Here is a 23829-nt window from a genome sequence, read left to right as displayed (position 1 = left end):
TAGTATATGGTGAAAGGAGTGCAGTAACTTTGGAATATATTGAGGAAAATCAGAAAGCATTAAATCTTATGCTTATAATATGTACATTTATAATTTGCTGGGCATTAATTGTTTTATATAAACCGAATGCTTATGAGATAAAAATGAACGGAGAATATACTTTTTATGTAGAAGATAAAAATGCCTTTGAGGAGAATTTAAAAAATTGGCAAGCAGAACTTAATAAAGGATTTGAGGACTTTAAGTTTGAAGATAGATTTACATGGAGCAAGATACATATTGATTCTAAGTACATATATTCTTATGAAGAAATAAAGAAGATAATAATAGATAATAGTAAATCTAAGTTTAAGGAAATTAAAAAGGAAGTTAAGAAGGAGTCGAAGGAATTAGAACCTAAGGATAAAGTAACTAAGGAAATAACTGTAAAAGCAAATACTAATATATCCAACAAAGGGGCTTCAAATAAAAAAGTTGCTAGTACTGATAAGTCGGTACTAGGTAGTAAAGTAAAATTGCTTATTCCTAGTGAAGGTAAAATAAGCTCTAACTTTGGCATGCGATGGGGAAAGATGCATAAAGGATTAGACATAGCAAGTTCTATAGGTACGCCTATTTATGCTGCAATGGATGGAGTAGTTACATATTCAGGTTGGATGGAAGGGTACGGTAAAGTTATAGTAATAGATCATGGAAATAAACTAGAAACAATCTATGGACACTGTAATCTTTTAAAAGTTAAAAAGGGTGATAATGTTAGTAGAGGTGACCATATAGGGGATGTAGGAAGTACAGGAAGAAGTACAGGACCACATCTTCATTTTGAAGTAAAGATTAATGGAGTAGCTGAAAACCCAGCTAAATATATATAATTATAATGCGTTTTATAGTATGAATAAATCTTACTATAGTAGTAATTTTAAAACATATAAATTCTCAAATTTTGGGATTGACATAGATATACTAATAATATATACTTTGATTATCAAAATATTTGACAGTCGAAACATATTTAAATTGAGCGAGATTTTACAGATAGAAAGAGTGTGGTGTGTTGGATAAATCTATAAAAGCTATATTAAATGAACTACTAGTAGATACATTTAATGATATATTAACAATAGAACAAATAGCTTTAAAATCAGGAAGGCTAAATGATTTGTCTGTAACAGAAATTCACACTATAAATGCTATAGGAATGTATATACCTAGGACTATGTCGGAGGTGGCAAGTGATCTAGGAATAACAGTAGGAACTCTTACAACCGCTATAAACAATTTAGTCAAAAAAGGGTATGTAGAGAGACGAAGAAATGAAGCAGATAGAAGAGTTGTGAAGGTTACTCTTACCAGATGTGGAAAGCTTGCATACAGAGTGCATGAACATTTTCATGCAGAGATGATTAAAGCTACTATTGATGGGCTAACTGAGGACGAAGAAGAGTTATTAGCAGCAGCTCTTACTAAACTTAATGATTTCTTTAAAAGCAAATATATTAATAAATAATAGTGAGAAGGAATAATATTATGTTTGAAGTTAAGATATTAAGCACTGGAAGTTGTGCACCAGAGAATATTATAAAAAATAATGATTTATCAAAGATTGTAGATACAAGTGATGAATGGATAATGGAAAGAACAGGAATAAGAGAAAGACGAATTTCTAAGGGAGAAAACACTTCTGATATAGCAACAAAGGCTGGGGAAAAAGCTTTAAAAAACTCAGGATTAAATCCAGAAGAATTAGATTTAATCATAGTTGCAACAGCTACACCAGATTGTTTTGTACCTTCTACAGCATGTATTGTTCAAGATAATTTGAAAGCCGTAAATGCTATTTGTTTTGATATAAATGCTGCTTGCACAGGATTTATATATGGAATTACCATTGCTACTCAATTTATAAAAACAGGACAAAGCAAAAATGCATTAGTTATAGGCTCAGAGGTTCTATCTAAGATATTAGACTGGGAAGACAGAAACACCTGTGTATTATTTGGAGATGGAGCTGGAGCAGCAATACTTCAAAGAAGTAATGAGATAGGAATTATATCTCAATATACAGGAGCAGATGGATCTGGAGGAAAGCATTTACTTTGCAATACAGTGCCTGTAAAAAATCCTTACCTTGAAGAAGTAAAGGATATAAGCAATACTTTAAGTATGAATGGAAGAGAAGTATTTAAGTTCGCAACAAGAGTAATACCTCATTGTATAAATAAGGTATTAGAAGACAGCCAGTATAAATTAGAGGATATTAAGTATGTAATACCTCACCAAGCAAATGAAAAGATAATTGATCTTGCAGCGAAAAAACTCGGACTAGATAAGTCTAAGTTCTATTTAAACTTAGATAAATATGGAAATACATCTGCTGGAAGCATACCAATCGCCTTAGATGAAATGAATGAAAAAGGACTTTTAAATAAGGGAGATAAGATTATATTAGTTGGCTTTGGTGGTGGACTTACCTATGGAGCTCAACTTATACAATGGAATTAATGAACATTTTAGAACATAAATAAAAGACTTAGATATATGAGTAAATTTTAGGAGGGGTTATTGTGGTATTTGAAAAGATTAGAAAAGCAATGGCAGAACATTTAGGTATAAGCGAAGATGAAATAAAGTTAGAATCAGATTTTCAAAATGATTTAGGTATTGATTCTTTAGAAATATTTGAAATAATTATGGACCTTGAGGATGAATTTAATATAGAAATTTCTAATGAAGACCTTGAAAATATAAAAACAGTTCAAGATTTAGTTGAATACATAGGTTCAAGAGCTGAATAGATAAGGGTATTTACAATACAAGACTGCTTCTATACTAGCAGTCTTATTTTGATAAGGAGGATATTATGAGCAAAAGTGCTTTATTTGATAATTTAGGAATAAAATATCCCATAATTCAAGGAGGAATGGCTTGGATAGCTGACAGTTCACTTGCAGCAGGTGTTTCAAATGCTGGAGGACTTGGAATTATTGCAGCAGCAAATGCTCCTGTAGAGTATGTAAAAGAAGAAATTAGAAAGACAAAAGCCTTAACGGATAAGCCTTTTGGAGTAAATATAATGCTTTTAAGCGATAATGCAGATGAAATAGCAAAACTTGTTTGTGAAGAAGAAGTTAAAGTAGTTACTACTGGGGCGGGAAGTCCAGGGAAGTACATGGAAATGTGGAAAAGCCATGGAATAACTGTAATACCAGTTGTGGCTTCAGTTGCTTTAGCTAAAAGAATGGAAAGAAGTGGCGCAGATGCAGTAATAGCTGAAGGCTGTGAAGCTGGTGGTCATATTGGTGAGATTACAACTATGGTTCTTATTCCTCAAATAGTTGATGCTGTAAATATCCCGGTAATAGCTGCAGGGGGAATAGGTGACGGAAGAGGAGTTGCAGCTGCATTTATGTTAGGTGCAGATGGAATTCAAGTTGGAACTAGATTTTTAGTAGCTAATGAATGCACAGTTCATAGAAACTATAAGGATAGAGTCCTTAAAGCTAAGGATATTGATTCTGTAGTTACAGGAAGAGCAACAGGCCATCCTGTAAGAGTTTTAAGAAATAAGCTTTCAAGAGAAATTGCATCTTTAGAGAAAAATGGATTTGATCTAGAAATATTCAATGAACTAGGAAGAGGAGCTCTTCCAAAAGCAGCTAAAGAAGGCGATATAGATATGGGCTCAGTAATGGCAGGACAAATTGCAGGTTTAATTAATAAAGAACAAAACTGTAAAGAGATTATAGAAGAAATGTTCAATGAAGCAAGAGAAATTATGGAAACTAAAAAGGTAAAAATGTTTTAATATTTAGTTTGTATATATTAATTTAAGTGGAGGTTAATTATGGATAAAATAGCATTTATCTTTTCAGGTCAAGGAGCCCAGTATGTGGGTATGGGAAAAGAGCTATATGATAATATCGATGAGTGTAGAGAAGTCTTTGAAGCAGCTGATAAAGCATTAGGTTTTTCCATAAGTAAACTTTGTTTTGAGGGAAGTAAAGAAGAGCTAGATAAAACAGAAAATACTCAACCAGCTATCGTAACAACTAGTATTGCTTTGCTAAAAGCTCTTGAGGTGAATGGAGTTAAAGGAGAGATAGCAGCAGGACTTAGTCTTGGAGAATATTCTGCCTTAGTGTACTCTGGAGTTTTTAACTTTGAAGATGCAGTGAGATTGGTTAAAAAAAGAGGTAAGTTTATGCAGGAAGCAGTACCAGAAGGAATTGGTACAATGGCTGCAATTATGGGTCTTGAGGGAGATAAGGTAAGAGAAGCCTGTGAAGCTGTAAAAGATGCTGGAATAGTTGAGGTGGCTAATTACAATTGTTCCTCTCAAATAGTTATTGCCGGGGAAATAGCGGCTGTAAATGCAGCATGCACTAAAGCAAAGGAACTCGGTGCAAAACGAGCTATGCCACTTTCAGTAAGTGCTCCTTTTCATACATCTATGTTAAAAGAGGCAGGAGATAGACTTTATAAGGAACTTGAGAGTATAGAGCTTGGAGATATGAAGGTCCCTGTGATGACAAATGTTACAGGTAATTACATAGAAAATAAGGACTCCATAAAAGAAATTTTAAGAAAACAAGTAATGAGTTCAGTAATGTGGCAAGATATAGTGAAAAACATGATAAAGGACGGAATAAATGTTTTCATAGAAATTGGACCAGGAAAAGCATTAAGTGGATTTGTTAAAAAAATAGATAAAAGTGTAAAAGTTTTAAATGTAGAAGATTTTGATTCTTTAAATGCTACTATTAAAGCATTAAATACAGAAAAAATTGAAGTTATAGGTAACAACTAGGAGGATTTTAAGTAATGATGTTAAAAGGTAAAAACGCAGTAGTTACTGGTGCTAGCAGAGGAATAGGAAGAGCAATAGCTCTTAAATTTGCAGACTTAGGAGCTAATGTTGTTTTAAATTATAGAAGTGATGTTAATTCAGTTAATGGAGTTATAAAGGAAATAGAAGCAAAAGGAGTTAAAGCAGTAGCAATTCAAGGAGATGTAAGTAGCTTTGAGGATTCAAAGAAAATCATTGATGAGGCTATTGAAAAGCTAGGTTCTATTGATATTTTAGTTAATAATGCAGGTATAACTAAGGATTCTCTTATCATGAGAATGAAAGAGGAAGAGTTTGACAAAGTTATAGAAGTTAATCTCAAAGGAGTGTTCAACTGTATTAGGCATACAGTGCCAATAATGATGAAGCAAAGAAGTGGCAAAATCATTAATATTTCTTCTGTAGTTGGGCTTTCAGGAAATGCAGGTCAGGCTAATTATGCATCAGCAAAGGCTGGAGTAATAGGTATGACAAAATCTGTTGCAAAGGAAATTGCAAGTAGAGGCATAACTGTAAATGCTATAGCACCAGGATATATCGAAACTGATATGACTGAGGTGTTATCAGATAAAGTTAAAGAAACAGTTAAATTAAATATTCCTTTAAAAAAATTAGGAAGTCCAGAAGATATAGCTAATACAGCAGCATTTTTAGCATCAGATATGGCAAGCTACATTACAGGTCAAGTTATAAGTGTTGATGGTGGAATGTATATTTAGGGAGGTAATTAAATTGAAAAATAGAGTAGTTATTACTGGTATGGGATCTATTACTCCAGTAGGTAATGATGTAAATACATTTTGGAATAGTATTAAAGATGGTAAGTGTGGAATTGATAAGATAACTGCTTTTGATGCAAGTGATTATAAGGTTGAACTTGCGGCAGAAGTTAAAGATTTTGATGTAACTAAATATATAGATAAAAGAGAAGCTAGAAGACTAGATAAGTTTTCACAATTTGCTATGGTTGCTACAGATGAAGCTATGAAGGATGCAGGATTAAACGAAGGAAGTTTTAACAATGAAAGATTTGGAGTAATCGTTGGTTCTGGAATTGGTGGTATAGCAACTATAGAAGAACAACATAAAAAGCTTATGGAAAAAGGACCAGGAAGAATATCTCCATTTTTTATTCCTATGATAATAAGCAATATGGCAGCAGGAAATATAGCTATAAAATATGGTGCTAAAGGAATCTGTACTACAGTAGTTACTGCCTGTGCTACAGGAACTAATGCTATAGGAGATGCTTTTCATAATATAAGAAATGGAATATCAGATGTAATAATTGCAGGAGGTGCTGAAGCTTCAATTACTCCTCTTTCAATGGCAGGGTTTATTTCTCTTACAGCTTTAAGTACTAGCTCAGATCCAAATAGAGCATCCATTCCTTTTGATAAAGAAAGAGATGGATTTGTTATGGGAGAAGGGGCTGGAATAGTAATTGTTGAATCTCTAGAACATGCGTTAAAGAGAAATGCAAAAATATATGCAGAGATAACTGGATATGGATCTACTTGTGATGCTTATCATATAACTTCTCCATCACCAAACGGAGAGGGTGGAGCAAGAGCTATGAAGTTAGCTATTGATGACTCTGGAATAAAAGAAGAAGAAATATCTTATATTAATGCTCACGGAACAAGTACTCCATACAACGATAAGTTTGAAACTGCTGCAATAAAAACTGTATTTGGAGATACTGCATATAAGATTCCAGTAAGTTCAACTAAATCTATGACAGGACATTTGCTTGGAGCAGCAGGTGCAATAGAAGCTATTATTTGTGCTAAGGCTTTAGAAGAAGGATTTTTGCCTCCAACTGTAGGATATAAAGTACCTGATGAAGAATGTGATTTAGATTATGTTCCGAATGTAGGTAGAAGTGCAGAATTAAAATATGCAATGTCTAATTCCTTAGGCTTTGGCGGACATAACGCTACAATAGTTTTAAAGAAATGGGATGAGAGGTAATAGCATGGATTATAAGAATATTCAAGAACTTATTAAAGTAATGAGTGACTCAAAATTAACATCTTTAGAAATTGAAACTGATGGAGTTCATATTAAGATGAAAAAAGAAGAAGCTCAATTAAAAGGAAATTTAGTTAGTAGCTATAAGGTTGAAGAAAAATCGAACTATATAGATAAGGTATTAGATGAAGTTAGTCTTGAAGAAGTAATTATAGATAAAAAACCAGAGATAAAGGAAGCGGCAAAAGCACTTGAAAATACAATAGCTATAAAATCACCTATTGTTGGAACTTTTTATAACGCTTCATCTCCAGAGGATGCTCCTTTTGTTAGTGTAGGAAGTAAAGTTAAAAAAGGAGATGTACTATGTATAATAGAAGCAATGAAACTTATGAATGAAATAGAAGCGGAAGACAATTATGAAATTGTAGAAGTGTTAGTAGAAAATGAAAATATGGTAGAGTATGGTCAAGAAATTTTTAGAGTTAAGAAACTTTAGAACTTAAGTGGAGGTAAGAGAAATGCTTGGTATAAAAGAAATTCAAGAGATAATTCCCCACAGATATCCATTTTTGCTTGTTGATAAAGTAGAAGAGCTTGAAATAGGTAAAAGAGCTGTAGGATATAAAAATGTTACTATGAATGAATATTTCTTTGCAGGACATTTTCCAGAAGAACCTGTAATGCCTGGTGTACTTATAATTGAAGCATTAGCACAAGTAGGGGCAATATCCCTTTTAAGTGTGGAAGAGTACAAGGGAAAGATAGCTTACTTTGGTGGAATAAGTAAGGCTAAGTTTAGAAGAAAGGTTATTCCAGGAGATGTACTAAGACTTGAAGTTGAAATAATTAAAATGAAGGGCCCTATAGGGGTAGGAAAAGGTATAGCTACAGTAAATGGAGAAACAGCAGTTGAAGCTGAATTAACTTTTGCGGTAGGAAAGTAGGAGGAGCTATGTTTAATAAAGTATTAATAGCTAATCGAGGAGAGATAGCAGTAAGAGTAATTAGGGCTTGTAGAGAACTTGGAATACAAACTGTTGCTATTTATTCAGAAGTAGATAAGGATGCTTTGCACGTAAATATGGCAGATGAAGCTGTATGTATAGGACCTGCAAGGCCTCAAGAAAGTTATCTTAATATGGAAAACATTATAAGCGCTACAGTTTTAACAGGTGCACAGGCTATTCATCCTGGTTTTGGATTTCTTTCAGAGAATAGTAGATTTGCACAAATGTGTAAAGACTGCAACATAACTTTCATAGGACCGGATATAGACACTATAGAAAGTATGGGAAATAAGTCTAAAGCAAGAGAGATAATGATAGCATCAGGAGTTCCAGTAATCCCAGGAACTAAAGGCAGTGTAGATACTATAGAAATGGCTGTAGAAGAAGCAAAATCTATAGGTTATCCAGTAATGGTTAAAGCTTCTGCCGGCGGTGGCGGAAGAGGAATAAGAATCGTAAGAAATGAAGATGACTTAAAAAGGGCTTTTGATACTGCAAAGGGAGAAGCAAGAGTAGCCTTTGGAGACGATACTATGTATATAGAAAAGTTCATAGAAGGTCCAAGACATGTAGAATTTCAAATCCTAGGAGATAACTTTGGAAATATAATTCATCTAGGAGAAAGAGATTGCTCAATACAGAGAAGAAATCAAAAGGTTCTTGAAGAAACACCTTGTCCTGTTATGACCGAGGAATTAAGAAAAAAAATGGGTGATGTAGCAGTTAAAGCAGCAAAAGCTGCAAATTACAAGGGTGCAGGAACTATAGAATTCCTTTTAGATAATAAGGATAATTTCTATTTCATGGAAATGAATACTAGAATACAAGTAGAGCATCCTATTACGGAAATGGTAACTGGTGTTGATTTAGTAAAAGAACAAATTAAAATTGCAGACGGAAGTAGTTTAGAGTTAAAGCAAGAAGAAGTAGTGATGAGAGGTCATGCTATTGAGTGTAGAATAAATGCAGAAAATCCAGAGAAGGGTTTTAGACCATCACCTGGAACTATTAAGATTAAACATTTGCCTGGTGGAAATGGAGTAAGAATTGATAGTGCAATTTATCAAGAGTATAAACTTCCGTCAACTTATGATTCTATGATAGCAAAGCTGATAGTATATGGTAGTGATAGAGAAGAAGCTAAATCTAAAATGAAGAGAGCTTTAGAAGAGTTCGTTATAACTGGTATCGATAGTAATATTGAATTTCAACTTCAAATACTATATAATGAGGTGTTTGATAAGGGAGCTTATGACACTGGCTTTATAGGTAAAGAGTTTAATTATTAATTTTTGCAGTCTCGAACAGTATTTAAGGGCTGTTTTTAAGGTAGGTGAGTTGTATGTTTAAATTTAATCCTATATTCAAAAAAACTAAGTATATAACACTGAAAAATGAGTCTAATGTTGAGATGAATAATGAGATAGAAGAGAATATTAGTGATATTAGCGATATTTCTAATGCTCCAGCTATCCCTAATGGAGTATGGATTAAATGTGATTCCTGCGGAAAAACATTATATAAAAAAGATATAGAGGATAATAATAAAGTTTGTCCAAGTTGTGACAAGCATAGCAGAATGAGTTCTAGAGAAAGAATAGAACTTATTATTGATACAGGAACCTTTAGAGAATTGGACAAAGATCTAGCAACTGTAAATCCTTTAGATTTTAAAGGTTATGAAGATAAGATCAAAGACTCAATGAGAGACACAGAGCTCGGAGAAGCAGTTGTAACTGGATATGGAAAGCTTTATGGTAAAGATGTAATAATAGGAGTTATGGATAGTAGATTCATGATGGGTAGTATGGGATCTGTAGTTGGAGAAAAAATAACAAGAGCTATAGAAAGAGCTACAAAAGAAAAACTTCCTATAATTCTATTTACAGCATCAGGTGGAGCTAGAATGCAAGAAGGAATGTTTTCTCTTTTACAAATGGCTAAAACTAGCAGTGCTATTGCACGTCATAATGAAGCCGGTCTTTTATATATACCAATACTTACAGACCCAACTACTGGTGGGATAACTGCAAGTTTTGCTATGCTTGGAGATATAATTATCTCAGAGCCAAAGGCTCTTATAGGTTTTGCAGGACAGAGGGTTATAGCCCAAACCATAAAGCAGAAGCTACCAGAAGGATTTCAAAGTGCTGAATTTTTACTTGAACATGGATTTTTAGATAAGATAGTTCATCGATCAGAGATGAAAAAGGTTTTATATAAGATCTTAGATATGCATTAATAAAGATTTTTTATGGCCAAGTAAGGAGGTGTAAAAGTGCTAGAATGTGAAAAGAAAATAGAAGAGCTTAGCAAGAAGATACAAGAATTAAAAGGTTTTTCTGAAACTAAGGATTTAGATCTATCCAGAGAGATAAATACATTAGAAGAAAAATTGAAAGAGCTTGAAAAAAACGCATATAAGGATGTATCACCTTTTGATAAGCTTACTCTATCTAGAATGTTAGAGAGACCTACAACTCTCGATTATATAGAAAGAATTTTTGATTCTTTTATAGAATTTCATGGAGATAGATACTATAAAGATGATCCTTGTATAGTAGGTGGAATAGCGAAGCTTAATGGCATGCCTATAACAGTTATAGGACAACAAAAGGGAAGAAACATGAAGGAAAATGTTAAAAGAAACTTTGGAATGCCAAATCCAGAAGGATATAGAAAAGCTTTGAGACTTATGAAACAGGCTGAAAAGTTTAAAAGACCTGTAATATGTTTTATAGACACTCCAGGAGCATACCCAGGTATAGAAGCTGAGGAAAGAGGTCAAGGAGAAGCTATTGCAAGAAACTTAATGGAAATGGCTAGACTAAAAACTCCTATAATATGCATAGTAATAGCAGAAGGCGGAAGTGGAGGAGCATTAGCATTATCCATTGGTGATGAAATTTGGATGCTTGAACACTCTGTTTACTCTGTACTTTCACCAGAAGGCTTTGCTAGTATACTTTGGAAAGACGGTTCTAGAGTTAAAGAAGCAGCTGCAATTATGAAGATAACAGCACAAGATATAAATAGCTACGGTATAGTAGATAAGGTTATACAAGAGCCAGTAGGTGGAGCACATCGAGATGCAGACAAAATGGCTGAAACTATAAAAGAAGAACTACTAAAAATACCTTTTGATAAGCTTATTTATAATATAGATGAAACTATAGAAAAACGATATTCTAAATATAGAGCTATAGGACAGTACATGGAACAGATTTAGTTATAAAATAAATAAGTGAACATCACAAAGCCTATAATTTTGTGATGTTCACTTTATTTATTTTTTTATCCTCTTCGAAGTCTCCGAACTCCATATACTCTATTTGAAAAAGCGAATTTTAATAGAATTGGTGTTACAAGTGTAGTTACAATAACCATTATAACTATGGGAGTAAAATACTGCTTAGAGAGTAACCCAAGTATAGCACCTTTATTGGCTATAATAAGTGCCACTTCCCCTCTTGACACCATACCTATGCCTATCTGAAGAGACTCATCTTTATCATAGCCACATAATTCCGCACCTAAACTGCAACCAGATATTTTAGTCATTATGGCTATAATCACTAAAGCTATAGTAAATAGCATCAATCTAGCATCAGTACTTTCAAGAGTAATTCCTATTCCTATACTAGCAAAGAATACGGGAGATAGTAACATGAAGGATAGGGTATCAATCTTATTTTCTATATACTCTAAGTGGTATAGATTAGAAAAGACTATTCCAGCAATATACGCACCTGTTATATTTGCAATACCGAAATATTCTTCAGCTAAGAAGGATAGTATTAAGCAAAATGAAAAGGCGAATATGGCTATTCTTTTTTTAGCTCCATGTTGAGCAATTAAAATAGAAAATAGTTCCCTTGCTATAAAGCCTATGAAAATGGAAAATAATAAAAATATTAATATTCTTAATAGAACTAGGCCTATGTGTATGGAAGGATTATTAAAGCTAGTTATAACTGTTAGAAGTATAATTCCTATTATATCGTCAATAACAGCAGCACTCATAATAGCAACTCCAGAGCTAGTTTTTAGTTTACCCATCTCTTGGAGAGTTTCTACAGTTATACTAACAGAGGTGGCAGTAAGCACTAAACCTATAAAAATATTTTCAAGGAATTTCTTGTTACTTATAATAAATATGCTGCCATCATTATTAAAGATCATTCCTAGTAGAAAGCCTCCTGCAAGAGGAACGAGTATGCCAAGCAAGGCAATTAGAAGAGAAGCTTTTCCACATTTCTTCAATTCTTTAAAGTCACTTTCAAAGCCGGCTTGAAACATAAGGACTATTACACCGAGTTCAGCTAGCTTAGAAATAAAATCAGTTTCGCTAATTACTCCTAAGCAAGCTGGGCCTAATATAATACCTGCTAAAAGTGCGCCAACTACTTGAGGCATTTGAACTTTTCGTGTGATAAGCCCAAATAATTTTGTACAAAGTAGTATAATAGATAGATCAAATAAAAATTTAATTGAAAGCATGAAATAGGTACCTCCTGTTTTTTCTGGGAGACTTACAGTAATTTGATTAGATTAAAAGTAAACTACATAGAAATATATGATATCTAATTGAAATTTAATATAAAAATTATAATAAGTTTTAATCAGATTTAAAATCCTTAAAAATAGCCATAAGTATTTATGCAAAATAGTTGAATAAATATAAAGAGTGATGTATAATTATGCCGTAGATGATTACAAGGGGGAATATTAAATGAAGATAAAAGGAAAAGTAAAAGCATTAGTTCTTGCTTTAACAGTATGCCTAGGTGCTACACTAGTTGGATGTAGTGGTAACAAAACTACGAAGATTGATCAAATAAAAAAATCAGGAAAAATAGTTCTTGGAACTTCTGCTGAGTATCCGCCTTATGAATTTGTTATAATGAAGGATGGAAAAGAGGAGATAGTAGGTTTTGATATTGAACTTGCTAAGGAAATAGCAAAGGATTTAGGAGTAAAACTTGAAATTAAAAACATGGATTTTGAAGGACTTATTCCTTCACTAAAAACTGGTCAAATAGACCTTGTTATATCAGGAATGACTCCAACAGAAAAGAGAAAGAAGGAAATAGACTTCTCAAATATATATTATAAAGCAATACAAAGTGTAGTTATTAGAGCTACAGATAAAGATAAATATAACTCAGTAGATAGTTTAACTGGGATAAGAATTGGAGCTCAAACAACTTCAATTCAAGAAGAAATAGCTAAAGAAAAGGTTAAAGAGGCTAAGGTTATGTCATTAGCAAGGATTCCAGAATTAGTTATTTCCTTAAAGACTGATAAAGTAGATGCAGTAATAATGGAAAACCCAGTAGCAAAAGGACATGTATCTAGAAATTCAGATTTAACAATAGCTGACATTAAAGTTGGAGATGAAGATGGTGGTTCTGCAATAGGAGTACAAAAAGGACAACAAGACTTCGTTGATGCTATTAACAAAACAATAGATAGATTAATAGCAGAAGGAAAAATTGATCAATTTGTAACAGATGCAATTAATCTTCAATAATAACTTCAGATTAAACAATAAATAACAATTTTGAATTTAATAAAGATTAGTGATAAAAGATAATGGATTAACACCATTATCTTTTGTTGAGTTTTAAAGTTTTATATATTTATTTCTATATTAGGAGGAATTTACATGGGAGAAATTATAGAGTTTTTATCCACGTATCTAGGGTATTTTATTGAAGGAGCAAGCATAACTATTGCATTGTCTTTCTTTACGGTGTTACTTGGATCTTTAACAGGTACTCTGTTTGCTTTAATGAAGTTATCGAAGAGTAAGGCTTTAAAGAGCATTGCTACAGTATATATTGAAATTGTTAGAGGTACCCCTTTACTAGTTCAAGTGTTTATTCTTTTTTTTGGAGTAGCGAAAGTGATTCAAGATTTGGGATATGCTATGCCGCAGATACAATTTTTAGGTAATGATTTAGTGAGTTTTATATCTATTGTTTTTGCCATGACAATAAATAGTACAGCCTATATTGCAGAAATCATAAGAGGTGGAATTGAGTCCATTGATAAAGGACAAATGGAAGCGGCTAGGTCACTTGGATTAACACATAAAATGTCTATGATATATGTAATAATACCTCAAGCTATAAAAAGTATATTACCTTCTCTAGGTAATGAGTTTATAACTGTAATTAAGGAATCTGCAATAGTATCAGTAGTAGGAATCAGAGAGCTTATGTTTAGTGCAAAGACAGTACAGGGTTCAACCTATATGACATTTACGCCACTAATAACAGCAGCAGTTATGTACTTCGTATTAACTTTTAGTTTATCAAAATTATTAGGAATTGCTGAAAGGAGGATGAAGGCTAGTGATTAGGGTAAATAATCTTCATAAATATTTTGGAAAGTTAGAGGTTTTAAAAGGAGTAAATAATCATATAAAAAAAGGTGAAGTTGTTGTTGTTATAGGACCTTCAGGTTCAGGAAAAAGTACATTTTTAAGATGTCTTAACCTTTTGGAAGAGCCTACAGATGGAGAAATCATTTTTGACGGACAATCAATAACTCTAAAGGAAAATGATATAAACAAGCAAAGAGAAAAGATGGGAATGGTTTTTCAACAGTTTAACTTATTTCCACATCTTAGTGTTTTAGATAATATAACTCTAGCACCAACTAAGGTAAAGAATTTTTCAAAAGAAAAGGCAGAAGAGATCGGAGTAAGTCTTTTAGAAAGAGTAGGACTTAAAGATAAAGCTAATGCATATCCAAAACAGCTCTCAGGTGGACAAAAGCAAAGAATAGCAATAGCAAGAGCCCTTGCTATGTCACCAGCAGTTATGCTATTTGATGAGCCTACTTCTGCACTAGACCCTGAAATGGTTGGAGAAGTTTTAGAGGTTATGAAAGAGCTTGCAAAGGAGGGTATGACTATGGTGGTTGTTACTCACGAAATGGGATTTGCAAGAGAAGTTGGAGATAGAGTTCTATTTATGGATCAAGGAGTTATTTTAGAAGAAGGAACTCCAGAAGAGATATTTGGAAATCCTAAAAAGGATAGAACAAAAGACTTTTTAAGTAAAGTATTATAAATAGTCATTTAAGGGGTATTAGACATAACAATAATAAAAAAAACATCTTGGACTATTTAAAGTTCAAGGTGTTTTTTTATTGAAGAAGACTATATATAAGTCTGTTTCTTGCATAAATTATAGGTATAATTTATATTTATATAGTGAAATCAATAATTATAGAGGATTTGTATGAGCAAACATTATTATGAGAGAGAAGTAATGTCAGATAGGAATTTAACTTATGATCGAAAGTTAGCAAAAGAGTATGCTGAAAAATACGCACTAACTCCAAATACAGGGGAGTATCCATATTTTGAAAAGGATGATTGTGCTAATTTTATATCTCAAGTTTTAAAAGCTGGAGGAATAAAAGAAGTAGGAACACGATGGGATAAACTAGAAGCTTGGTTTTGCCGAACTAAGAGCTTTAAGGATCTAAAAAGTATATCTATTACTTGGAGAGCTGCACGCTACTTTAGAAGACATTGGGCTAATGAAAATGGGCTTGGGGGAAATAGAGCAGCAGTAGCTATAACTATAACGGCGAAACAGGCTTTGGATAATTTTGATAGGCTGTATACTTTACTAAAAGAAGGGGATGTAATTCAATATGGAAAGCCAAATGATAATGACCATCCCTATCATACACAAGTAATACATGATAAGGGATTTAACTGGAGAACTAACCGATATGATTTATATATGGCTCAGCATACTGAAAATCGCCTATATGTATCACTATATGAATATTTAAGTAAATTTCAAGATAAAGAGATAAGGAAAGTATATATTTATAGGATAAAGGATGATTAAAGTTAGAAAATGACACTAAGTTATTATATATAATCAAGGGTGAACTATTATTAAAGTTATGGTAGGATAAAATATATACTAAAGGCAAAGAGGAGAAGAAATACATGAACATTCAAATTTTTGGGATGAAGAAATGTTTTGATACGAAAAAAGCAGAAAGATATTTCAAAGAAAGAAAAATTAAATATCAATTAATTGATTTATCTGAAAAGGCTTTAAGTAAAAGAGAGCTTGAAGGAGTTAGAGTAGTAGTAGGATTAGAAAACTTAATTAATAAAGATTCTAAGGAATATGAAAAATCTAATATGAAGCACATTATAAATGCTAGTGTTAAAGAGGAAATTCTTTTAAATAATCCTAAGTTATATAGAACACCAATAGTGCGTAATGGAAAGCAAGCTACAGTAGGATATGAGCCAGATATATGGAAGACTTGGGAGTAGTTTGAATGTGGAATCAATATCATTAGGAAAGAGCTTAACACAAAAATTTGTGTAAGCTCTTTCTTAATGTAAAGAAGAAACTCATTCTCGTTCCTCCAATGAGTCACTTATATGCTTGGATTTTCTCTGAACAGGGGCTCTTCTTTTTCATAAGTAGGTTTATCATTTGGAGTATTGCCTTTTAAATCATCATAAAAGTTAGCAAAGGAAACCCCCATATAAGGAGCAAGCCATAAGGATCCTATTCCAAAGGTTAGAGCAGTTAGAAGCATCCATCCTATAAAACTCAAATAGAGTAAGAATAATTTTCCTTTATACCCTTTCATCATTTTCTTGCTTTCAGTTAGTGCCTCCATTGCAGATAGATGTGGATTATCTTGTAGAATAAAAAATGCCATTGAATAGCTTAAGACTGCTATAATTCCAGGTATAACTAATAATAAAGACCATAAAAAAGTAAATATAGATATAATCAGATATAATACAAAGGAAGTTAAAAAGTTTTTAAATCCATCAAATAGTGATTCAACAGAAGGAGTTTCGCCTCTTTTTACTCTAAGAGTGAAGGCCGTTAATCCTAACATAAAAGGACCAGCTACGACAATGCCTCCAATTACCCCTAATATTGGTATTGCAGCAAGTATACTCATAATAGCTAAGTAAACTAATAATGGTAAAATACATTTAAGCCATTTACCACTAAGTTGTTTTCGAGCTAAAGCTCTTAATTGAGAATTTTCCATAAATATTAACCTCATTTCTAAAATATACTATCTAATAATATATTATACAATAGTTCAAAAGATGCATAGCTTTTTAGCTAACTTTTATATTTCATGATCATAGTGACTTTCATTGAAATAAGTTATAATAAGTTATAATACAAGAGTAAGGAAAGGGTTAAAGCTATGAGTACTAATAAAACCATTAAAATTTCTGTAAGAAATTTAGTGGAATTTATACTTCGTTCTGGAGATTTAATATCTACTTTTATAAGTAGTTCAAGAAATGTAGATGCCATAAGGGCGCATCAAAAAATACAAAAGGCTGCACCAAAGGAATATAAAGCAGAGATTATGTTATCCTATATTTTTGAAAGTAAAGATATAAATTTAGAGATTAGTGGAAGAGCAGATGGAATAATTGAATATAGTGATAAGGTTATTATAGATGAAATAAAGACAACAATGGCTCCATTAGAGCTTATAGATGAGGATTTTAATAAGCTTCATTGGGCACAGGCTAAATGCTATGCATTTATATATGCACATGATAAAGGTATGAGAGATATAATAGTACAACTTACTTATTATCAAATGGAGACAAAAGAAATCAAGAGACTTGATAGAACATTCTCTTATGAGGAGTTAGAAGAGTTTTTTAATACATTGGTTAATAGTTATATAAATTGGGCAAAAACTCTGCAGGAATGGGTGAGTACAAGAGATACTTCTATAAAGAAACTAGAATTTCCTTTTAAAGATTACAGAGAGGGTCAAAGAAAACTAGCTGTTTCTATATATAAAACCATATTAGAGGGGAAAAAACTGTTTGCCCAAGCGCCAACCGGGATAGGAAAAACTGTAGCTACTTTATTTCCAAGTATAAAAGCTATGGGAGAAGGTCACACTTCAAAAATATTATATCTAACAGCAAAAACAATTACTAGAACTTCTGCAGAAAAGGCAGTAGAAGGTATGCGAGAGTTAGGACTTAAATTTAAGCACGTAACCATTACTGCTAAGGATAAAATATGTTTTAATTCAGATGGTGGATGTGATACTGAAAAATGTGAATTTGCAAAAGGGTTCTTTGATAGAATAAATGGAGCTGTTGAGGACATATTTAATGAAGATAAATTTACAAGAACATTAATAGAGAAATATTCATTGAAACATAAGGTATGTCCCTTTGAATTTTCTTTGGAACTATGTAATTTTGCAGATTGTATAATTTGTGATTATAACTATGTATTTAATCCTAGGGTATATTTAAAGAGATTCTTTATGGAAGGAAGTACAGACTTTACATTTCTAATTGATGAAGCCCATAATCTAGTAGATAGATCAAGAGAAATGTTTTCAGCAGAGATTAATAAAAAGGAAGTATTACAACTAAAAAAGGATAGCAAAGTTTCTGCAAAGGAAGTATCAAAAATTCTTAACAAGATTAACTCCTATATGGTTAACATAAAAAAGCTATGTGATGAAAGTAATAATCACTATATACAAAAGGATCTTCCAAACGAGTTAGTGCAACTATTAAGAGAATTTACATTTTATGCTGAAAAGTGGATTCTAGAAAATAAAGAAAACAATACTAGTTTTAAAGATTCTCTTATGGAATTCTATTTTAATGTATTATCATTTATAAGAACTTCGGAAGACTACAATGAGAAGTATACAACGTATGGAGAAATCCTATATGAAGATGTTAAATTAAAACTGTTTTGTTTAGAACCATCTCATTTATTAAAAGAAGCAATGAAGAGAGGGAAGGCATCAATCTTATTTTCAGCTACACTTATGCCTATGGATTATTATATTGATATACTAGGTGGAGATGAAACTTCGTATAAAATAAAATTGAAATCTCCTTTTGATAGGGAAAATTTATGTTTAATGGTAGACAATAAAATATCAACTACTTATAAAAATAGGGAATTTACATATGATAAAATCGTAAATGATATAGAGCTTATCATAAAAAGTAAACTAGGTAATTATCTTGTTTTTTTTCCTTCATACAAATACATGAATGAGATTTATTCAAGATTTTTTGAAAAGAATACAGAGTTGAAAATAGAATGTCAGACAAATCTAATGGATGAAGAACAGCGAGAGATATTTTTAGATAAGTTTTCTGAAAAAAATACAGAAACATTAGTAGGCTTTGCAGTAATGGGAGGCATATTTTCAGAAGGAATTGATTTAACGGGAAATAGATTAATAGGAACTATAATCGTAGGAGTAGGACTTCCAAAAGTGGGACTAGAGAGAAATATAATAAGCAATTACTTTTCAGATAAAAATAATAAAGGCTTTGAGTATGCTTATATGTATCCTGGTATGAACAAAGTAATGCAAGCAGCAGGCAGAGTAATTAGGTCAGAGAAGGATAGAGGAGTAGTATTATTAATTGATGAAAGATTTTCTTATCCAAGTTATTATAAATTATTTCCTAGGGAATGGTATCCTGTAATTAATATAAAAAATGCTCAGAATTTAGAAGAAATCACTAAAGAGTTTTGGAGCGATAATATATTAAAGAAGGTTGAAATATAATGTCGTTTTAATGGATATATTATACATTTATACATTTTATAATCAGAAAATGTTGACAAGCGAACGGGTGTTCTGTATAATCAAAATATAGAATTAATTGGTATATTTGATTATTGGGGGTATATTTATGCAAAACGGAGCTAATTTCTTTGTAAGAGTAAACTATTCTATTGATGGTAAAAATACAAAAGGTAACTGTACAGGTGCACATATAACAACTATGGGCACTGAAGGAGAAGGAAAATACTTAATCGGTGGAGGTTTCTTTAACAAGAACAGAGGTTCCTTTTTATTTAAAGCAAAGGATCTAAAAGAAGCTAATGAGATGGCGAAAAATAATAGCTTTGTAAAGAACAAAACCTATAGATATGAGTTAATTATTTTAGATAGTAAAATTAAAATTGCATAATATACCTATAAGGAATAGTATAGTTATTAAAGGTTCATGATGAACCTTTAATTTTTTTCATATAATGTAGAGTAGATTAAAGAGAAGGAAGGTTAAAAAATGATAGCTGAAATTTTAGCAGTTGGAACTGAAATTTTATTAGGAAATATAGTTAATACCAATGGTCAATATATAGCTAATCGATTAGCAGAACTTGGAATAAATGTGTATCATCAATCTGTTGTTGGAGATAATGAAGAGAGATTAAAACAAGCATATGATTTAGCCTTTAAAAGAGCAGATTTAGTAATAACTACTGGAGGACTCGGACCTACTAAAGATGATTTAACGAAAGAAGTGGCTTTTGATTATTTTACAAAAGAATCCATTCTCTATGAAGACATATTAAAAAATATAGAAGGTTTTTTCAAAAGATTGAATGTAGAGATGGGAGAAAGCAATAAAAAACAAGCTTATTTTCCAAAGGATGCTATTATAATGCCTAATAATAATGGTACAGCACCTGGATGTATAATTGAAAGTCATAATAAGGTTTTAGCTGTATTGCCAGGTCCCCCAAGAGAGATGAAGGCTATGTTTGAGGAAAGCCTAGTTCCTTATCTATCAAAATTCCAAGACGGTGTCCTCTTCTCTAAGACACTTAGAATTATTGGAATTGGAGAAAGTCAGGTAGAAGAGATGATAGAAGATATTATAGATAATTCTACAAATCCTACTGTAGCTCCTTATGCGAAAGAAGGAGAAGTAATATTAAGAATTACTGCTAAGGCTAAAAATAAAGATGAGGCAGAAAAGTTAGTTCTCCCTGTTGAAAAATCTATTAGAGATAGGTTAGGAAATCAGGTATATGGTGAAGGAGAAACTTCTATAGAAGAAGTTTTAGGGAAAATGTTAGTTGATAATAACTTGAGTATAGCTACAGCAGAATCTTGTACGGGAGGACTTTTAGCAGGAAGAATAATAAACTATCCAGGTATTTCAGCTGTATTTAAAGAAGGAGCAATTACCTATACTAATGAGTCCAAAATTAAAAGACTTAAAGTGAAGAAAGAAACTCTAGAAAAGTTTGGAGCAGTAAGTAGTCAAACAGCAGCAGAGATGGCACAGGGTATCGCTAAGGTAACTGGAACGGATATTGGAATATCTACTACTGGAATTGCAGGCCCAGGAGGCGGAAGTGAAGAAAAGCCAGTAGGGCTTGTGTATGTAGGGTTTTACTTTAAAGGAGAGATAAAGACAAAGGAGTTCAACTTAGTAGGAGATAGACAAAGAATAAGAAATAATACAGTTACTAGAACATTAGAATGGGTAAGAAGAGAGATTTTAAAAAGTTTAATAAAATAATAAAACAATAAAATAATAGAAGTATAAGTGTTAGAGGGAGTTTTTTGCTCTTATAACGCTTATACTTCTTATAATATTATGATGAAGTTTCTGCAGCTTTTGTCTAAGTTTGACATTGACAGAGTATATAAAAGGTGATATTATCTTAATGTACTTAAATAAAAGACAACTGTACGCTATAGAAACACAGGGAGATGACAAAAAGGGGGCTTCACAATATAAAATGGGCTTCATACCGAAGATAATTATGGGGCATAATTATAGGTAGTACCATAGGGGCTATATCTAAAGCTACGGGGGCGTACTTTAGGTAATAAAAGTAGAAGGTGCAGAATTGATATAATTCAATTTTGTATGTTCTTTTTTTATTTTAAGCGAAAAAAATCGGCATAGCCGACTTTTTGATTTTATATTAAAAAACTTATGTAATAAACAAATGACTTGTATAGGAAAATAATATTATCAAAGATAAAATACATAATGTCAGACCTTTTATTAGTAGCATTTTCTTTTTAAAATTTTTCATATTACCAGAAAGCTCAGTGTGTTTTAGCAATGCTCTTTGACTATACATTAGATCTCTCCTTTCTATAGAGTTGCATTATGTAATATAAATATAATTATAATTATATACGCAGATATAGTACTATTAGTTACAGAATAATTACACTTTTCTTAAAAAATAACCAGGTACAATGTAGTACCTGGTTAATTAAATATATGCAGTTAAAGTAATTAAGCACCAGATTCAGTTGCAGGTGGGGTAAAGACCCTTTGAGCAAGCTCTGAATCTAGGATATATAAGGCAGTGTTATCGTTATTTATTCTTTTTAATCTTTTAATAATATCACTGAATGTAGACTCTTCTTCCACTTGCTCATCTATAAACCATTTTAAAAAACTCATAGTAGCGTGTTCTCTTTCTTCTAAAGAAATATCCGAAAGCTCATATATTCTTCTAGTAACTTCTTGTTCGTGTTCAAGAGCCTTTTCAAACACATTAAGAATTGATGTATATTTATTATTAGGAAGTGTTAAAGAGCCTAATTTAATATCACCATCTCGTTCATCAATATAATTAAAAAATTTCATGGCATGAAATTTTTCCTCTTCAGATTGTACTTTAAAAAAGTTAGTGAACCCACTTAAGTCTTGCGAAGCACAATATGCTGCCATGTCAAGATAAATGTGAGCTGATTCAAACTCAAAGGTCATCTGGCTATTTAATTTTTCAAAAAGTTGTTCACTTATCATTTTTTCCTCCTTATAGTGCATTAATAGTTCATAATAAGTAGTATTACACTATAACAATAGAAAATACATTAATGCTATGGAAGAAGCTTGCTTATATTTATAATTCCTGAACCTTGAACACACTTTGACATATTCAGTAAAGTACATGAGGTTTTAAGTAAAGAAGTTATGTCTTTATATGTTAGGTTAGGATTGTTTTCAAAAAGTAAGGCACAAATACCGCTTATATAGGCAGCTGCACAAGAGGTTCCTGTGTAAGAGGTATAAAGCTTATCTATTGGTTTAGGGTATATTTTTTGTCCCTCTTTTTCAGATATATAATTTATATCTGAGTTTAATGAGCAAATATCTACGCAAGCAGCAGACAAGTCTGGTTTCTCTAGCTTGCCGCTTTGTCCTGCAGAGGAACCAACGTAAGGCTTCTTGATACCAGTTGTATCTAAGCCACCAACAGTTATACAGTTATTTAATAGTGCAATTCCTCTCATAGAACCCTCTACGTTTGTATTATGACCGCTTGAAACTATAATAACTAAGTTATTTTCTATGGATTTATCAAAAAGCTTAGAAAATAGGGATAATGTAAATTCATCATAATCTATAACTTCAAAAGGAAGACAAATTATTTTAATATTATATTCTTCGCTTTCATCTATTAGTTGATTAATGCCATATAATATATCAGAAATAAAACCTCGTCCTAAACTATTGAAAGCCTTAATCATGTAAATATTACTCTTTTCCGCTACCCCCTTGTACATTCCATTGGAGCTAAAACCACTTGATGAGATAATTCCACTAACAAAGGTGCCATGGCCATTATCATCATAAGGGTGATTTAGATTATTAATTAAGTCTACAAATTGTATAATTCGATTATTAGGTTTCTTTAAGTCAGTGTGAGGATATATACCACTATCAACTACACCGATACATACATTCTTTCCAGTTAGCTTATACTTTCCTTCTAACTTTACTCCATTAGCTCCAAGAACACTGCTTCCACATAGTAAAGCATAGTTATCAAAGCAAATATGATCTACCTGAGGATATTCAATAAGCTTTTCTATAATATTTAAAGGTAAGGAGGCCGAAATACAACCTAGATAAGGAATTGAACGTATAATAGTACATCTTGAATTTAGAATTTTACTCTCAACTTTTTCTTGAAGAGAGGTGCAATGTATTATAACACGATAATTTTTATATATTTTATTTTTTAAAGCGCTTTTTAAATTTGGCTCTAATTTGCTTTTTAGGGAAAACATAAATACCCTCCTAATACAATACTCTATTATATAATATAGTTTTATAGAGACTTAAATGTTAATTCTAAAGCTAATAAATAATATGATATAATAGTGCTGATTAGTTACATAAAAGTTATA

General features: G+C 31.9%; 24 protein-coding genes and 1 pseudogene. 21 read left to right on the top strand and 4 right to left on the bottom strand.

The window, feature by feature from the left end; all coding sequences use genetic code 11:
- Nucleotides 1–29: 29 nt before the first annotated feature.
- The 13 genes and pseudogenes from ACX0KU_RS04870 to ACX0KU_RS04810 all read left to right on the top strand — a co-directional run bounded on the left by ACX0KU_RS04870 (nucleotide 30) and on the right by ACX0KU_RS04810 (nucleotide 11059).
- Complete coding sequence (locus tag ACX0KU_RS04870; RefSeq protein WP_472991774.1) at nucleotides 30–872, top strand: M23 family metallopeptidase; 843 nt, start codon at nucleotides 30–32, stop codon at nucleotides 870–872.
- A 182-nt stretch (nucleotides 873–1054) separates the two neighbouring features.
- A complete protein-coding gene (locus ACX0KU_RS04865; RefSeq protein ID WP_472991773.1) occupies nucleotides 1055–1507 on the top strand; it encodes a MarR family winged helix-turn-helix transcriptional regulator in 453 nt (150 codons plus the stop codon).
- 20 nt (nucleotides 1508–1527) lie between these two features.
- The gene (locus ACX0KU_RS04860; RefSeq protein WP_472991772.1) at nucleotides 1528–2502 is read left to right on the top strand and encodes a beta-ketoacyl-ACP synthase III; all 975 of its coding nucleotides are present in this window, start codon (nucleotides 1528–1530) and stop codon (nucleotides 2500–2502) included.
- A gap of 62 nt (nucleotides 2503–2564) precedes the next feature.
- Nucleotides 2565–2795, top strand: a complete 231-nt coding sequence (gene acpP, locus ACX0KU_RS04855) for an acyl carrier protein (RefSeq protein ID WP_472991771.1) — start codon at nucleotides 2565–2567, stop codon at nucleotides 2793–2795.
- A 59-nt stretch (nucleotides 2796–2854) separates the two neighbouring features.
- Nucleotides 2855–3805 (top strand): annotated as a pseudogene (gene fabK, locus ACX0KU_RS04850) (enoyl-[acyl-carrier-protein] reductase FabK); the annotation flags it as partial.
- 39 nt (nucleotides 3806–3844) lie between these two features.
- Nucleotides 3845–4807 (top strand): ACP S-malonyltransferase, encoded by a 963-nt coding sequence (gene fabD / locus ACX0KU_RS04845; RefSeq protein WP_472991770.1) that lies wholly within the window; start codon nucleotides 3845–3847, stop codon nucleotides 4805–4807.
- Between the two features lie 17 nt (nucleotides 4808–4824).
- Nucleotides 4825–5565: a 3-oxoacyl-[acyl-carrier-protein] reductase gene (gene fabG, locus ACX0KU_RS04840; protein WP_472992406.1), complete on the top strand. Its 741-nt coding sequence runs from the start codon at nucleotides 4825–4827 to the stop codon at nucleotides 5563–5565.
- A gap of 13 nt (nucleotides 5566–5578) precedes the next feature.
- Entirely contained in the window at nucleotides 5579–6820 is a 1242-nt protein-coding gene (gene fabF, locus ACX0KU_RS04835) for a beta-ketoacyl-ACP synthase II (protein ID WP_472991769.1), read from the top strand.
- A 4-nt stretch (nucleotides 6821–6824) separates the two neighbouring features.
- Nucleotides 6825–7319 (top strand): acetyl-CoA carboxylase biotin carboxyl carrier protein, encoded by a 495-nt coding sequence (gene accB, locus ACX0KU_RS04830; RefSeq protein WP_472991768.1) that lies wholly within the window; start codon nucleotides 6825–6827, stop codon nucleotides 7317–7319.
- Nucleotides 7320–7341: 22 nt separating this feature from the next.
- Nucleotides 7342–7767: a 3-hydroxyacyl-ACP dehydratase FabZ gene (fabZ, locus tag ACX0KU_RS04825; RefSeq protein WP_472991767.1), complete on the top strand. Its 426-nt coding sequence runs from the start codon at nucleotides 7342–7344 to the stop codon at nucleotides 7765–7767.
- A gap of 8 nt (nucleotides 7768–7775) precedes the next feature.
- Entirely contained in the window at nucleotides 7776–9119 is a 1344-nt protein-coding gene (locus ACX0KU_RS04820) for an acetyl-CoA carboxylase biotin carboxylase subunit (RefSeq protein WP_472991766.1), read from the top strand.
- Between the two features lie 53 nt (nucleotides 9120–9172).
- Nucleotides 9173–10072, top strand: coding sequence for an acetyl-CoA carboxylase, carboxyltransferase subunit beta (gene accD / locus ACX0KU_RS04815; RefSeq protein WP_472991765.1), 900 nt, complete (start codon nucleotides 9173–9175; stop codon nucleotides 10070–10072).
- A 36-nt stretch (nucleotides 10073–10108) separates the two neighbouring features.
- Nucleotides 10109–11059 carry an acetyl-CoA carboxylase carboxyltransferase subunit alpha gene (locus ACX0KU_RS04810; protein ID WP_472991764.1) on the top strand — a complete coding sequence of 317 codons (951 nt, stop codon included), beginning with the start codon at nucleotides 10109–10111 and terminating at the stop codon, nucleotides 11057–11059.
- A gap of 65 nt (nucleotides 11060–11124) precedes the next feature.
- Here ACX0KU_RS04810 and ACX0KU_RS04805 read toward each other — a convergent pair whose 3' ends face one another.
- The gene (locus tag ACX0KU_RS04805) at nucleotides 11125–12330 is read right to left on the bottom strand and encodes a cation:proton antiporter (protein ID WP_472991763.1); all 1206 of its coding nucleotides are present in this window, start codon (nucleotides 12328–12330) and stop codon (nucleotides 11125–11127) included.
- A gap of 232 nt (nucleotides 12331–12562) precedes the next feature.
- Here ACX0KU_RS04805 and ACX0KU_RS04800 point away from each other — a divergent pair, with 232 nt between their 5' ends.
- The 5 genes from ACX0KU_RS04800 (at nucleotide 12563) to ACX0KU_RS04780 (ending at nucleotide 16150) form a co-directional block, all read left to right on the top strand.
- Nucleotides 12563–13363 carry an ABC transporter substrate-binding protein gene (locus tag ACX0KU_RS04800; RefSeq protein ID WP_472991762.1) on the top strand — a complete coding sequence of 267 codons (801 nt, stop codon included), beginning with the start codon at nucleotides 12563–12565 and terminating at the stop codon, nucleotides 13361–13363.
- Nucleotides 13364–13498: 135 nt separating this feature from the next.
- Complete coding sequence (locus tag ACX0KU_RS04795; RefSeq protein ID WP_472991761.1) at nucleotides 13499–14197, top strand: amino acid ABC transporter permease; 699 nt, start codon at nucleotides 13499–13501, stop codon at nucleotides 14195–14197.
- Complete coding sequence (locus ACX0KU_RS04790) at nucleotides 14190–14912, top strand: amino acid ABC transporter ATP-binding protein (RefSeq protein ID WP_472991759.1); 723 nt, start codon at nucleotides 14190–14192, stop codon at nucleotides 14910–14912. The genes ACX0KU_RS04795 and ACX0KU_RS04790 overlap by 8 nt, the downstream gene beginning before the upstream one ends.
- 171 nt (nucleotides 14913–15083) lie before the next feature.
- Nucleotides 15084–15707: an amidase domain-containing protein gene (locus ACX0KU_RS04785; protein WP_472991758.1), complete on the top strand. Its 624-nt coding sequence runs from the start codon at nucleotides 15084–15086 to the stop codon at nucleotides 15705–15707.
- 104 nt (nucleotides 15708–15811) lie between these two features.
- Complete coding sequence (locus ACX0KU_RS04780; RefSeq protein ID WP_472991757.1) at nucleotides 15812–16150, top strand: arsenate reductase family protein; 339 nt, start codon at nucleotides 15812–15814, stop codon at nucleotides 16148–16150.
- Between the two features lie 107 nt (nucleotides 16151–16257).
- Here the strand turns inward: ACX0KU_RS04780 and ACX0KU_RS04775 are convergent, their stop codons facing one another.
- The gene (locus tag ACX0KU_RS04775; protein ID WP_472991756.1) at nucleotides 16258–16893 is read right to left on the bottom strand and encodes a DUF975 family protein; all 636 of its coding nucleotides are present in this window, start codon (nucleotides 16891–16893) and stop codon (nucleotides 16258–16260) included.
- 165 nt (nucleotides 16894–17058) lie between these two features.
- On the opposite strand from ACX0KU_RS04775, the gene ACX0KU_RS04770 reads away from it, so the two are divergent.
- The 3 genes from ACX0KU_RS04770 to ACX0KU_RS04760 all read left to right on the top strand — a co-directional run bounded on the left by ACX0KU_RS04770 (nucleotide 17059) and on the right by ACX0KU_RS04760 (nucleotide 21187).
- A complete protein-coding gene (locus tag ACX0KU_RS04770; protein WP_472991755.1) occupies nucleotides 17059–19434 on the top strand; it encodes an ATP-dependent DNA helicase in 2376 nt (791 codons plus the stop codon).
- A 127-nt stretch (nucleotides 19435–19561) separates the two neighbouring features.
- A complete protein-coding gene (locus tag ACX0KU_RS04765; protein WP_472991754.1) occupies nucleotides 19562–19843 on the top strand; it encodes a YciI family protein in 282 nt (93 codons plus the stop codon).
- A 99-nt stretch (nucleotides 19844–19942) separates the two neighbouring features.
- The gene (locus ACX0KU_RS04760) at nucleotides 19943–21187 is read left to right on the top strand and encodes a competence/damage-inducible protein A (protein WP_472991753.1); all 1245 of its coding nucleotides are present in this window, start codon (nucleotides 19943–19945) and stop codon (nucleotides 21185–21187) included.
- 735 nt (nucleotides 21188–21922) lie between these two features.
- Here ACX0KU_RS04760 and ACX0KU_RS04755 read toward each other — a convergent pair.
- Together ACX0KU_RS04755 and ACX0KU_RS04750 are read right to left on the bottom strand one after the other, a co-directional pair.
- Nucleotides 21923–22441 carry a ferritin gene (locus ACX0KU_RS04755; protein ID WP_472991752.1) on the bottom strand — a complete coding sequence of 173 codons (519 nt, stop codon included), beginning with the start codon at nucleotides 22439–22441 and terminating at the stop codon, nucleotides 21923–21925.
- Between the two features lie 74 nt (nucleotides 22442–22515).
- Nucleotides 22516–23709 (bottom strand): S8 family serine peptidase, encoded by a 1194-nt coding sequence (locus tag ACX0KU_RS04750; RefSeq protein WP_472991751.1) that lies wholly within the window; start codon nucleotides 23707–23709, stop codon nucleotides 22516–22518.
- Between the last annotated feature and the right edge of the window lie 120 nt (nucleotides 23710–23829).

The sequence above is a fragment of the Clostridium sp. X genome (genome assembly GCF_055755365.1).
This window is presented reverse-complemented; position numbering and strand designations above follow the sequence as displayed.

Bases quoted from the DNA above. Each gene is read 5' to 3' on its own strand.
- ACX0KU_RS04780 (WP_472991757.1), top strand. From the start codon at position 15,812: ATGAACATTCAAATTTTTGGGATGAAGAAATGTTTTGATACGAAAAAA.
- fabD (WP_472991770.1), top strand. From the start codon at position 3,845: ATGGATAAAATAGCATTTATCTTTTCAGGTCAAGGAGCCCAGTATGTG.
- ACX0KU_RS04760 (WP_472991753.1), top strand. From the start codon at position 19,943: ATGATAGCTGAAATTTTAGCAGTTGGAACTGAAATTTTATTAGGAAAT.
- ACX0KU_RS04820 (WP_472991766.1), top strand. From the start codon at position 7,776: ATGTTTAATAAAGTATTAATAGCTAATCGAGGAGAGATAGCAGTAAGA.
- ACX0KU_RS04860 (WP_472991772.1), top strand. From the start codon at position 1,528: ATGTTTGAAGTTAAGATATTAAGCACTGGAAGTTGTGCACCAGAGAAT.
- ACX0KU_RS04805 (WP_472991763.1), bottom strand. From the start codon at position 12,330: ATGCTTTCAATTAAATTTTTATTTGATCTATCTATTATACTACTTTGT.
- fabG (WP_472992406.1), top strand. From the start codon at position 4,825: ATGTTAAAAGGTAAAAACGCAGTAGTTACTGGTGCTAGCAGAGGAATA.
- ACX0KU_RS04750 (WP_472991751.1), bottom strand. From the start codon at position 23,709: ATGTTTTCCCTAAAAAGCAAATTAGAGCCAAATTTAAAAAGCGCTTTA.
- ACX0KU_RS04800 (WP_472991762.1), top strand. From the start codon at position 12,563: ATGAAGATAAAAGGAAAAGTAAAAGCATTAGTTCTTGCTTTAACAGTA.
- ACX0KU_RS04770 (WP_472991755.1), top strand. From the start codon at position 17,059: ATGAGTACTAATAAAACCATTAAAATTTCTGTAAGAAATTTAGTGGAA.
- ACX0KU_RS04795 (WP_472991761.1), top strand. From the start codon at position 13,499: ATGGGAGAAATTATAGAGTTTTTATCCACGTATCTAGGGTATTTTATT.
- ACX0KU_RS04755 (WP_472991752.1), bottom strand. From the start codon at position 22,441: ATGATAAGTGAACAACTTTTTGAAAAATTAAATAGCCAGATGACCTTT.
- fabZ (WP_472991767.1), top strand. From the start codon at position 7,342: ATGCTTGGTATAAAAGAAATTCAAGAGATAATTCCCCACAGATATCCA.
- ACX0KU_RS04765 (WP_472991754.1), top strand. From the start codon at position 19,562: ATGCAAAACGGAGCTAATTTCTTTGTAAGAGTAAACTATTCTATTGAT.
- accB (WP_472991768.1), top strand. From the start codon at position 6,825: ATGGATTATAAGAATATTCAAGAACTTATTAAAGTAATGAGTGACTCA.
- ACX0KU_RS04775 (WP_472991756.1), bottom strand. From the start codon at position 16,893: ATGGAAAATTCTCAATTAAGAGCTTTAGCTCGAAAACAACTTAGTGGT.
- ACX0KU_RS04785 (WP_472991758.1), top strand. From the start codon at position 15,084: ATGAGCAAACATTATTATGAGAGAGAAGTAATGTCAGATAGGAATTTA.
- accD (WP_472991765.1), top strand. From the start codon at position 9,173: ATGTTTAAATTTAATCCTATATTCAAAAAAACTAAGTATATAACACTG.